Source organism: Pseudarthrobacter sp. NPDC092424, assembly GCF_044754925.1.
Lineage (GTDB): Bacteria > Actinomycetota > Actinomycetes > Actinomycetales > Micrococcaceae > Arthrobacter.
In genome coordinates, this window is the sequence record NZ_JBIVQC010000002.1 from 120,543 (window position 1) to 132,597 (window position 12,055).

7 protein-coding genes are annotated in these 12,055 nt (G+C 70.3%); 5 read left to right on the forward strand and 2 right to left on the reverse strand.

The window, feature by feature from the left end; translation table 11 throughout:
• On the forward strand, nucleotides 1-3,534 hold the full coding sequence (gene cydD, locus ACIQCN_RS03550) for a thiol reductant ABC exporter subunit CydD (protein WP_400609433.1): 3,534 nt from the start codon (nucleotides 1-3) through the stop codon (nucleotides 3,532-3,534).
• Here cydD and ACIQCN_RS03555 read toward each other — a convergent pair whose 3' ends face one another.
• The gene (locus ACIQCN_RS03555; protein WP_400604193.1) at nucleotides 3,535-4,053 is read right to left on the reverse strand and encodes a DinB family protein; all 519 of its coding nucleotides are present in this window, start codon (nucleotides 4,051-4,053) and stop codon (nucleotides 3,535-3,537) included.
• A 9-nt stretch (nucleotides 4,054-4,062) separates the two neighbouring features.
• Nucleotides 4,063-6,564 carry a DNA topoisomerase (ATP-hydrolyzing) subunit A gene (locus ACIQCN_RS03560; RefSeq protein ID WP_400609435.1) on the reverse strand — a complete coding sequence of 834 codons (2,502 nt, stop codon included), beginning with the start codon at nucleotides 6,562-6,564 and terminating at the stop codon, nucleotides 4,063-4,065.
• A 76-nt stretch (nucleotides 6,565-6,640) separates the two neighbouring features.
• On the opposite strand from ACIQCN_RS03560, the gene ACIQCN_RS03565 reads away from it, so the two are divergent.
• Genes ACIQCN_RS03565 through ACIQCN_RS03580 form a run of 4 tightly spaced genes read left to right on the forward strand, consistent with a single transcriptional unit; the run spans nucleotide 6,641 to nucleotide 12,047 of the window.
• Complete coding sequence (locus ACIQCN_RS03565; protein ID WP_400609436.1) at nucleotides 6,641-9,325, forward strand: GNAT family N-acetyltransferase; 2,685 nt, start codon at nucleotides 6,641-6,643, stop codon at nucleotides 9,323-9,325.
• Nucleotides 9,326-9,366: 41 nt separating this feature from the next.
• Nucleotides 9,367-10,110, forward strand: a complete 744-nt coding sequence (locus tag ACIQCN_RS03570) for a DUF5998 family protein (RefSeq protein ID WP_400604188.1) — start codon at nucleotides 9,367-9,369, stop codon at nucleotides 10,108-10,110.
• Nucleotide 10,111: 1 nt separating this feature from the next.
• A complete protein-coding gene (locus ACIQCN_RS03575) occupies nucleotides 10,112-11,344 on the forward strand; it encodes an alkaline phosphatase family protein (protein ID WP_400609438.1) in 1,233 nt (410 codons plus the stop codon).
• Nucleotides 11,337-12,047: a thymidine kinase gene (locus ACIQCN_RS03580; RefSeq protein ID WP_400604185.1), complete on the forward strand. Its 711-nt coding sequence runs from the start codon at nucleotides 11,337-11,339 to the stop codon at nucleotides 12,045-12,047. The genes ACIQCN_RS03575 and ACIQCN_RS03580 overlap by 8 nt, the downstream gene beginning before the upstream one ends.
• Nucleotides 12,048-12,055 lie beyond the last annotated feature (8 nt).

The window sequence follows — 12,055 nt, forward strand, 5'->3', positions numbered from 1 at the left end:
ATGCGCCCCGAGTTCCCCTCCGGCCCGTCGACCCGCGCCGCCCTGTACCTGCTGGGTCTCCTCGCCGCGCTTAAGGCCCTGTCCCTAGTACTGATCGGAGGGGCGCTCGCATCCGTGCTGGCCGGCCTCTCCGCCGGGGACCCCGCCTGGGGCGAGGGCATTGCGGCAGGCGCTGCCGGCGTCGTCCTCCGTTCCCTCACGGTGTGGGGGCAGGCGGTGGCCGCCCGGCGTGCGGCGCTGGGGGTCAAGGAGGAACTGCGCTCCCAACTGCTGGAGCGGGCGCTGCGCAACGGTGTCCGCAGCGCGGGACCGGCGGACGGCGGGCTGGCCGTACTGGCCACCCGTGGACTGGACGCGCTGGACAGCTACTACACCCAGTTCCTGCCGGCCTTGGTGAACTGCGCGGTGGTTCCGCTGCTGCTCGGCGCCAGGATCCTGTTCGCGGACTGGGTAAGCGCCTTGGTGGTGGTGCTCACCGTACCGCTGGTGCCGCTGTTCATGGTCCTCATCGGCCGGTACACCGAGGACCGCGTCCGCGAGGCCCAGGGGGCGCTGGCAAGGCTGTCCGCGCACATGCTGGAGCTGGCCAGGGGCCTGCCGGTCCTGGTGGGGCTGGGCCGTGCCGTTGCCCAGCGGAAGGCCCTGGAGGAGATCTCCGGGGAATACCGCTCGCGCACCATGGGAACACTGCGGACCGCCTTCCTGTCCGCGCTGGCGCTGGAACTCATCGCCACCATCTCCGTGGCCGTCGTGGCCGTGTTCATTGGCGTCCGGCTGGTGCACGGCGACATGCCGCTGGAAGCCGGACTGCTGGCCCTGATCCTGGCGCCGGACTGCTACCTTCCGCTGCGTGAGCTCGGCACGGCCCACCACGCGAGCGACGACGGACGGGTGGCGCTCGCCGAAGCGAACGCCGTGCTGGACGCCCCGGAGCCGGCTCCGCTGGCCGTACCAAGGGCCACCGCAGCAACGTGCGACGGCGGCACGCCGGCCGGGACGGTCCGTGTCAGCGGCCTTACGGTCACCTACGGAGGGAGGGCCGCCGTCGGCCCGCTCTCCTTCGTGGCGCCCGCCGGCAGGATCACCGCCCTGGCCGGACCCAGCGGAACGGGCAAGAGCACCGTGCTGGGTGTCCTTGCCGGGACCGTGGGCGACGGGGGAGGCGCCACTGTCACCGGCGCCATCACCGGCCTGGACCGGAACGCGCTGGCGTGGGTGCCGCAGCATCCGGCAACGGTGGCCGACTCAGTGCTCGGCGAGGTTGAGCTCTACTGCCCCGCGGCACCCGAAGGTCCGGACCAGGATGCGGTGGTGCGGCCGGCTGCCGACGTCGCACGGGAATGCCTGGAACAAGCGGCGGCAGGGCACCTTGCAGGCAGGCGCCCCGCCGAACTGAGCCCCGGAGAACTGCGCCGGGTTGCCCTGGCGCGGGGCCTCGCGCGGGTGGCGGCCGGAGCCACCGTCCTGCTGCTCGACGAACCCACAGCACACCTGGACCAGGCCTCCGCCGTCGTCGTCGAAGAGGCAGTGGCGCGGCTGCGCGGCCGGGTCACCGTGATCCTGGTGGCCCACGAGGACCGCACCCGCGCGCTCGCCGACCACATCGTTCCGGTTACCCAGGCTGCGCCGGGGACCGCCGCGGCCCCGCTCACGGCAGGCAAGTCCGGGACGGCCGGGGGACTGCCGACGCCCGTGGCCCCTGAAACCCCCGGGACTGCGGGGGCCCCGGCCACGACCGGCGCAAGCGGCGGACAGGACATGCCCGTCCCGCCCGCACCGGGCCGCCTGCTGGCAGGCATCCTGTCCCCGGTCCGGGGCACGTTCCTGGCCGCAGCGGGGGCGGGGACACTGGCCGCGGTGTTCGCCGTGGCACTGTCCGGACTGTCCGGCTGGCTCATCATCCGGGCCAGCGAACAGCCGCCCATCCTGTACCTGCTGACCGCGATCGTTGGCGTCCGCTTCTTCGGCATCGGCCGTGCGGTGCTGCGCTACTGGGAACGGCTCCTGCTCCACGATGCCGTCTTCGCCGCCCTGACCCGGCTGCGCGGGCGCCTCTGGGAATCGCTGAGCCGCAGGGCCCTCGCCGTGCGGCGCCTGCTGCAGGGCGGGAACGTCCTGGGAACCGTCATCGACGACGTTGATACCGTGCGCGACCTGCTGCCCCGGGTGCTCCTGCCCCCGGTTACGGCTGTTGCAGTGACCGCACTGGCCCTGGGCGCCACCGGAGTCCTCGTCCCGGCCGCACTGCCGGCCGTCGTCGCCGCAGGAGCCGCCAGCCTGTTGCTGGCCCCGTTGCTGGCGCTGTGGGCCGACCGTGCGTCCGCTTCCGCCGAACAGGCACTGCGCCGGGACGTCCTGGGACGCGCTGCGGCAGCACTTGAATCCCGGGCGGACCTCCACGCCAACGGTGTGGCGGCCCGCGTGCTGGCCGGCCTTCGGCGGCGCGACCGCCAGGCCACCGCAGCGTCCCGCCGCTCCGCCTGGGCGGACGGGCTGGGCCATGCGGCAGCCACCGCCGCCTGCGGCACTGCGGCCCTCGCCGCTGCCTGCCTCGCGGCTCCCGGCATCCTCTCCGGAGCGACGGCACCCGCCACGGCGGCCGTCGTCGTCCTTCTCCTGCTGGCGCTGGTGGAACCTTACGCAGCGATGACGACGGCGGTGCGCCAGTTCCCGGCGCTCCGCACCGTGATGGGGCGGATAGGGGAGTCCGGAGTGCTCGGCAGCACGGAAAACGGCGGCGCGGAAGAACCGGCCGCGCGCCGGAAAAGTGCCGGGTCCGAATCGGCCTGTGACGGCCGCATCCCCGTGCCGGAGCGCGCGGGCGGCCGGGCCGGCGTCGAACTGGTCGGCCTCGCCGCTGCGTGGCCGGGTGGACCGGAAGTCTTTTCAGCACTGGATGCGGCTGGGGAGCCGGGACGCTGGCTCGCCGTGACCGGGCCGTCCGGCTCCGGAAAGTCCACGCTCCTGTCCGTCCTGCTGGGCTTCCTGCCCGCAGCCCGAGGCGCGGTCCGGGCCACCGGCAATGTGGCGTGGTGCCCGCAGGAGGCGCACCTGTTCGATTCAACCATCCGGGGAAACCTGCTACTGGGAAGGCCGCAGGATGGAAGGGCACGGGCAGGACAGGTGCAGGGCGGAAATGCGCCCGGGGACACGGACATGCGCCAGGCCCTCGCCGCCGTCGGACTCGCCCCGCTGGTGGACCGGCTGCCGGCCGGGCTGGACACGCGTATCGGCCCCGGCGGGGCATTCCTCAGCGGCGGGGAACGCCAGCGCCTGGCCGTGGCCCGGACCCTGATGACGGGCGCTGAGGTGATCCTGCTCGACGAGCCCACCGCGCACCTGGACAACGAATCCGCTGCGGCCATGATGGCGGACCTGCGGGCGGGCCTCCGGGACCGGACCGTGGTCCTGGTGACCCACCACGCGGCGGACATCAGGCCGGAGGACGCCCGGCTGGTCCTTGACTCCGGTGCTGAGGATACGGCCGCAGAAAACACGGGCGTCCGCGGCTGGGCAGGAGCCGCTGCGGGATAGTCAGCCGTCCACGTCGTGCAGGTGGTGGACCACGTCGTGCAGGAAATAGCGGGCAAGGGTGAGCACCGTGAACTCTGAACCGTTGCTGCGCAGGCCGGTGCGGCCCCAGTCGGACTCCCGCACGGCGGCAAAGGAGTCCGCCACCTGCTGGCCTTCTGCGGTGAGCTCGGCGCTGACCACAGCGGGATCGGCAGAGGCGTAGTCCTTCTCCACCGCGGTGCGGTCCTGGTCCCAGTCAGCGAACCGTGCGTCGTCCTGTTCCAGCATCAGGTTCAGCCGCTGGTCGAAAAGGCTGAACACATCCCGGACATGGCAGGCGTATTCCAGCGGCGACCAGGTGCGGTCATCCGGGCGTTCAGTGGCCCCCGGGCGGCGCAGGACCGCCCGCCAGCGCGGCAGCATGTTCGCAATGGTGCCGGGAACGGTGGACGGTGTGGCCGTGCCGGAATCAAACGAGCATTCGGGGCAGGGCCGCGTCAGGACCCAGGTCCAGTCCTTCTCATCAGGAACGATAGGCATGCCAGCAGTCTAGGCCTGATCGGGCCACGCCATGGCGGGCCCCACCGCATCCACCGCCTGCGAGAGCGGTACGCCCGAACCGTCCCGCCGGCCGTGCTCCTGGGGCAGCGAGCGGGCCACCCCGGCGGCCGAGGACGCCTTGGCAGGACCGTGTCCGGCCCAGGCCAGCAGGAGGGTGTCCTCGCCCTTTAGGAACCGGTGCGCGCGGACCCCGGCCGTGGCACGGCCCTTGGCCGGATACTCCGCGAACGCGGTCACCTTGGCGGTTCCCGGGGCGGTACCCGGCAGGGCGCCCACGGTGCCGGCGATGGTGACCACGACGGCGGTCCCGTCATTGGCCGCCACCACACCGAAGGAGATGACGCGGTCACCGGCGGCGAGCTTGATGCCGGCCATGCCCCCGGCGGTGCGGCCCTGCGGACGGACGACGGCGGCCGGGAACTTCAGCAGCTGCGCCTGGGCGGTGACGAACACGAGTTCCGCATCATCCGCCCCGGCCGGAGCCACGCCCACCACGAAGTCCTTGTCCTTCAGGGAGATGATCTCCCAGTCCTCGCGGTTCAGCGGATAGTCGGGCTGGACGCGCTTCACCACGCCCTGGGCCGTGCCGATGGCCAGCACCTCATCCAGCGGAACGAACGCCACCAGCGACTCGCCCTTGAGCAGCGTCAGGAACTCCTTGGCCGGAACGCCCCCGGCCAGGTTGGGCAGCCCGGCCACCGGCGGCAGGACCGGCATGTCCATGACCTGCAGGCGCAGCATCCGGCCCAGGGAGGTGACGGCCGCGATTTCGCCGCGCGCCGTAGTCTTCACCACGGAGGCATAGACATCATGCTTGCCGCGCGGGCCGGCCTCAGCCAGCGGTTCCCGGTTGCTGGTGCGGGCCACCTGGCCCGAAGCGGTGAGGATTGCCCAGCAGGGATCGTCGGCGATCTCCAGGGCCAGCGGCGTGGCCTTGCCCTTCTTGGCACCGGCAACCTCGGCAGCGACGGTGGGGGAGACAGCTTCGGACTCCAGCAGCACGGTGCGCCGCGGGCTGCCGTGGGCTTCGGCGATGGCGGCGAGCTCGTCGGACACCAGGGTCCGCAGCCGTTCATCGGAGCCCAGGATCGCCTCAAGTTCAGCGATTTCCCGCCGCAGTTCGTCCTGTTCCTTCTCCAGCTCGATCCGGGAGTATTTGGTCAGCTGCCGGAGCCGCAGCTCCAGGATGTAGTTCGCCTGGACCTCGGACAGGTCGTAGATGGACATCAGCCGCTCGCGGGCGGCGGCGGCCTCGTCCGAGGACCGGATGATCTGGATGACCTCGTCGATGTCCACGATGGCAATGAGGAGGCCCTCCACCAGGTGCAGGCGGTCCTTCTTCTTCCCTAGCCGGAAAACGGTGCGGCGGCGGACCACGTCAAGGCGGTGGTTGACGTAGACGGTGAGCAGCTGGACCAGCCCCAGGGTCTGCGGCTGCCCGTCCACCAGCGTGACGTTGTTGATGCCGAACGAGTCTTCCATCGGCGAGTACCGGTACAGCTGCTGCAGGACCGCGTTCGGGTTGAAGCCGTTCTTCAGCTCGATGACCAGGCGCAGGCCGTGCTTGCGGTCGGTCAGGTCCACGATGTCGCTGATGCCGGTCAGTTTCTTGGCGTTGACGGCGTCCTTGATCTTCTCGATCACCTTCTCCGGACCCACCATGTAGGGGAGTTCGGTGACCACCAGGCCGGTGCGGCGGGCCGAGAGCTGCTCGATCTCCACCTTGGCGCGGGTCTTGAACGAGCCCCGGCCGGTCGCGTACGCGTCGCGGATCCCGTCGAGGCCGACAATCCGGCCGCCGCTGGGCAGGTCCGGCCCCGGCACGAAGCGCATGATGTCGTCCAGCGTGGCATCCGGGTGGGCGATCAGGTGCCGGGCGGCATTGATCACTTCCACGAGGTTGTGCGGTGCCATGTTGGTGGCCATGCCAACGGCAATGCCGGTGGCCCCGTTGACCAGCAGGTTGGGGAATGCCGCCGGGAGGACATCCGGCTGGGTCAGCTGGTTGTCGTAGTTGGGGACAAAGTCCACCACGTCCTCGTCGAGGTGGTCCGTCAGCGTCAGCGCGGCAGCCGCAAGCCTTGCCTCGGTGTACCGGGGAGCCGCCGGGCCGTCGTCGAGCGACCCGAAGTTGCCGTGCCCGTCGATCAGCGGGAGGCGGAGGGAGAAGTCCTGGGCCATCCGGACCATGGCGTCGTAGATGGCGGTGTCGCCGTGCGGGTGCAGCTTGCCCATGACCTCGCCCACCACGCGGGCGCTCTTGACGTGCCCGCGGTCAGGCCGCAGTCCCATGTCGCTCATCATGTAGAGGATGCGCCGCTGCACCGGCTTCAGGCCGTCCCGGGCATCCGGCAGCGCCCGGGAGTAGATCACCGAGTAGGCGTACTCCAGGAAGGAGCCTTCCATTTCGGAGGTGACATCGATGTCCACGATGTTCTCCGTGTAGGGAGTGCTGTCCACGGGAGGGGCTGAAGATTGGCGGCGTGCCATGGGGCTGGTAAATCCTTCTTGGGGGAGCTGTGCAGGCCACGGGTGCGCTGCGGAAGTTTTTGGCTAGGCTAAGCCTATGGTGGATCGGCCCGGGGACGGCGAATATCCGGAACATTGGGAGGCCGATGTCGTCCTGCGTGACGGCGGCACGGCCCACTTGCGGCCCATCCATCCATCGGACGCGGACGCCGTCCAGGCATTCCACGCCGGGCAGTCGCAGAACTCAATCTACATGCGGTTCTTCGCCTTCAAGGCCCGGCTGTCCAGCAAGGAGCTCAAACGCTTCACGGAAGTGGACTACAGGGACCGGGTGGCGTTCGTCATCACCATAGGCGGCGCCATCATCGGCATTGGCCGCTACGACCGCCTCGACGATCCAACCGAGGCGGAGGTGGCCTTCAACATCGCCGACGCCCACCAGGGCCGCGGAATAGGCTCCATCCTGCTGGAACACCTGGCCGCGGCGGCGCACGAGAACGGGATCCGGAGGTTCAGCGCGGAGGTGCTGCCGGAAAACCGCAAGATGCTGATGGTCTTCGCCGATGCCGGCTACGACGTCAAGCGCCATTTCGACGACGGCGTCGTCAGCCTGGAGTTCAACATCGACCCCACGGAGAAATCCCGGGCCGTCATGGAGGCACGCGAGCACCGCGCCGAGGCCAGGAGCGTACGGGACCTGCTGACGCCGTCGTCCGTCGCAGTAATCGGTGCCAGCCGCAAATGGGGCACTGTGGGGTACCAGCTGCTCGAGCACATCATCGAAGGGCACTTCCCCGGCCGGATCTACGCCATCAATCCCGAAGCGCTGGAACTGGCCGGCATGCTCTCCTTCGGCAAGCTGGCAGAGGTTCCCGAACCGGTCCAGCTGGCCGTGATTGCGGTGCCCTACGAAGAGGTCGCCCAGGTGGTGGCCGAGTGCGCGGCGGCCGGCGTGAAGGGGCTGGTCATCGCCTCCGCCGGTTTTGCCGAGGACGGCGAACGGGGCCTCGCCCGGCAGCGGGACCTGGTACGGCAGGCGCGGGCCAGCGGCATGCGGGTGATCGGTCCGGCGTCGCTGGGCATCGTCAACACCCATCCCGACGTCTCGCTGAACGCGTCCATGGCCCCGGCACTGCCCGCCCGCGGCGGCCTGGGACTGTTCAGCCAGTCCGCTGCCATCGGGGTGTCGCTGTACGCGGCCTCCAGCCGCCGGCAGCTGGGGCTGTCCACGTTGCTCTCCGCGGGTAACCGGGCGGACGTCTCCGGCAACGACATGATGCAGTACTGGGAGGACGACGCCGATACCACCGCCGTGGGGCTCTATCTGGAGTCGATCGGGAACCCGCGTAAATTCTCCCGGCTGGCCCGCCGCCTGGCCCGCACAAAGCCGGTCATCGTGGCCAAGTCCGATGCCATGGGCCTGCGTCTGCCGCCCGGACATGCCGTGCGCACCACGCAGGCACCGGCCGGCGCCCTGGACGCCATGCTCCGGCAGTCCGGCGTGATCCGGGTGGAAACCATTGAACAGCTCGTGGACGTTGCACAGGTGGTCTCCGGGCAGCCGCTGCCGGCGGGCCCCGGTCTGGCGCTCTTCAGCAACTCGGACGCTCTGGGCAAGGTGGTGGCGGACAGCGCGGCCGCGCACGGGCTCACCGTGGCCCGGCTGCTCGCGGGCATCGACCTCGACGCCGGACAGTCCGTGGCGCTGCCTGCGCTGCGCGCGGCGCTCAGCGGCGCCCTGGCGGATCCAGCCGTGCACGCGGTAGTGGCCGCGCTGCTGCCTGCCCGCGGCCTCACCGTGGACAGCATTGCCGGGGTCCTTGCCGAATGTTCCAAGGCCGCCGGCAAGCCTGTCCTGGCGGCCTTCACCGGCATCCTTGACCCGTCCGTATACGTGGAAGGCATGGTGGGTCCGGCGGGCAATGCCATCCCGTGCTTCTCCAACCCCGGCGCGGCCGTGGCCGCGCTGGCATCCGTGGTGCGGTACGCGGAGTGGTCCGCCCGCGACCACGGACACTTCGTGGAACCGGCCGGCTGCGACCCCGCCGCCGCGTGGGACGAACTGCAGCTGCTGCTGCGGGACGTCAAGGGCGAGCAGCTCAAGCAGCTGGACCCCGCGGCGGCGGCCTCCCTCCTTGGCCACTACGGCATCACCGTGCTGCCCTCCAAAGGCTTCACCACCCCGGATGAAGCGGTGGAAGCCGCCAACGCGCTCGGCTGGCCGGTAGCGCTCAAGACCACGGAACCGGCGCTGCGGCACCGGCTGGACCTGGGAGGCGTCCGCCTGGACATCCAGGATGCCGGCTCGTTGCGGCAGAACGTGGTGCAGATGCGCCGCGCGCTGGCGTCCTACGGGGAGGCTGCGCTGGAAGTCCAAAGCATGGCGCCGGTGGGACAGGCCTGCACCTTCCGGGCCATCGAGGACCCGCTGCTGGGGCCGGTGATCTCCTTCGGGCTCGCCGGTGACGCCGTCAACCTGCTGGACGACTGGGCGCACCGGGTGCCGCCGCTGTCCGCGGCCGATGTCCACGACTTTGTCCGGGCGCCGCGGGCTGCCCGGAAGCTTTTTGGTTACCAGGGGCTGCCCGCGGTGGACATCGCGGCGCTGGAGGACCTGGCAGGCCGGCTGGCCTGGCTCAAGGACAACCATCCGGAGATCGCCCTGGTGGAATTCAACCCGGTACTGTGCGGCACCTCGGGGGCCACCATCCTGGCCGCAGACGTCCGGATCGGCAATGCCGCCCAGCGGACGGACAGTGCCAGGCGTGCCATGCTGGGCTGAAGCGGTTAGCAAGTCCCCGGCCGATCTGTGAAAATGGGGGAATGAGCTCCCAGCCTCCAGCATCGGCGCCGCAAACGCCCGGCCACGAAAACCAGGCAGTCCGCCACCACAGCTCACACAGCCACAGTGAACAGGGCCAAAGCCTGGACGGCGCCCTCCAGAAGGCAGGCTTCTACCCGCGCCTGGTGGCCGACGTCGTGGATGATGCGCTGGACGGCCGGGACTGCGTGGCTCACCTGGTCCACCTGGAAACACACTTCGACCGCGCCGAGGTGCGCCGCCACATCACCGTCCTGGTCCTTACCGCCGACATGCTGGTGATCACGCACGTGGACGACCAGCAGCTCGACGAGGCAGGCGAGCAGATCGTCGCCCAGATCTCCACCGAATCGGTGCCGGTGGCGCAGATCCGCTCCGTTGTCCTGAGCTACATGTACGCCCAGCCCCAGGACTACAAGCCGTCCGATCCCGTGCGGGAGATGACCCTTTCCATCGCGTGGTCGGGCGGGCAGCGCCTGGACATGGGCCCTGCCACCTGCGGCGACCCGCAGTGCGAGGCGGACCACGGCTACAGCGGCACCATCAGCCAGGAGGACATCGTCCTGCGGATCAGCGCCGAAGCGGACGGCCTGCAGGCTGTCCAGGACGCCAAGCTGTTTGCCCGGGCCCTCCGTGCAGTCAACACCGGGTCGGCCGCACCGGCACCGCGGCCGCAGTCCCTGCCGCCGCGGCCCCGCGCCGGAGTATTCGGCAACCGCCTGAGCCGCGGCCACCAGCAGCGCTGAGATGCCCGCAGACCAACACGTTGCCGGCGGCGCCACTGCTGCGGCGAAAAACCATACTCCGGCCCTGCCTCCCGCCCCCGCCTACGGACGGCGCTCGGTCGCCGAGGTTCTCTCCAGCTCCGCCGCCAGCGTGGGCGTGCCCGGGTTCGCCAACGTCCTGGGCCTGCCCGCCGCCTCCCGGGTGTGCGTTGTGGTGGCGGACGGGCTGGGGCGGAACCTCCTAAAGCAAAAGACCGCCCATACCCCGTTCCTGCGCTCCATCATGCAGGGCGGCCAGGGGGAGGTTCCGGTCTGGCTCGATTCGGCCTTTCCCACCACTACGGCGGCGGCGCTGGCCAGCCTGGGCACCGGGCTTCCCCCCGGGCAGCACGGCATGGTGGGCTATGACGTCCTTGACCCGGCCCAGGACAAGGTGGTCAACCTCCTGGGCAACTGGGACCCCGGCGTGGACCCCTTGGACTGGCAGCCGTTTCCCACCGTCCTGGAACGGGCCGCTGAACACGTGGCCGTTACCACGGTCAGCCTTCCCCAGTTCGGGGACTCTCCCATGACCCGCGCCGTCCTGCGCGGGGGCGCCTTCGTGCCAGGGACCACCGCCCATGCCAGGACAGCAGCCGCCGCCGAAACGATGGCGGCTCCGGGTCCATCACTGATGTACTTCTACGTGAACGAGCTGGACAAGGCGGGGCACCGCTACGGCTGCCAGTCCGCCCAGTGGGAACACCAGCTGGAGGAGCTTGATGCCACCCTCAAGCGGCTCCACGCCACCCTGCCCGCCGGTACCACGGTCCTCCTCACCGCGGATCACGGGATGCTGGACGTGCCGGAGCAGCAGCGGCTGGACTACTCCACCGACCCCGCCCTGATCGAAGGCGTCCGGCACACGGCAGGGGAGCCGCGCATGGTGCACCTCTACCTGGAACCGGGCGCCCGCCCGGGCGCGGCCGCCCGCCTCGCGGAGGCATGGCGTGCCCGCTTCAGAGACCGGATCTGGGCGTTCACCCGGGCCGATGCCCTGGCCGCGGGCCTCTTTGGACCAGTGCGACCGGAAGCCGCCGGCAGGATCGGCGACGTCCTGGTGGCGGCCCGGGACGCGTTGGCCTTCTACGACACCCGACGCGTCCGGCCCGCCGCCATGGAAGTGGTGGGCCAGCACGGCTCGCTGACCAAGGCTGAACGCGAGGTCCCCCTGCTCTGTTTCCAGGTCCCGGGCAGGACTGCGCGGCGTGGCTGAACTGGTTTTCTTCTCTGGAACGATGGACTGCGGCAAGTCCACGCTGGCACTGCAGATGGACCACAACCACCGTGCCCGCGGGCGCGGCGGCGTGCGGTTCACCCGCAACGACCGCGCAGGCGAATCACGGATTTCCAGCCGGCTGGGCCTGCAGACGGACGCGGTGGAGGTCCTGGACGGCACCGATTTCTGGGATGAGGTCATGCGCCGCCGCACCCAGGGACAGCGGGTGGACTACCTCATCTGCGACGAGGCGCAGTTCTACTCGCCGGCGCAGATTGAACAGCTGGCCAAGGTGGTGGACGAAATCGACGTTGATGTCTTCGCGTTCGGGATCACTGCCGATTTCCGCACCCGGCTGTTTCCCGGCTCCCAGAGGCTCGTCGAACTGGCGGACCGGGTGCAGGTGCTCCAGGTGGAGGCGCTGTGCTGGTGCGGCCGCCGGGCCACGCACAACGCCAGGACGGTCGACGGCGTCATGGTCACCGAAGGAGCCCAGGTGGTGGTGGGCGATGTGGACATGGACGGCCCCGCGGCGCGGACAGCCGCGGAGCACGTTCCGGTGGTGGGATACGAAACGCTGTGCCGCCGGCATTACATGCGCCGCGTGACCGCGCACGGCGCCACGCTCATGGCCGGGCAGGACCAGTTGCTGCCATTCGACGTCGACGCGTGCCTGTGGCGGGGCTCCGGCGCGCTTTAAGGCGAAAG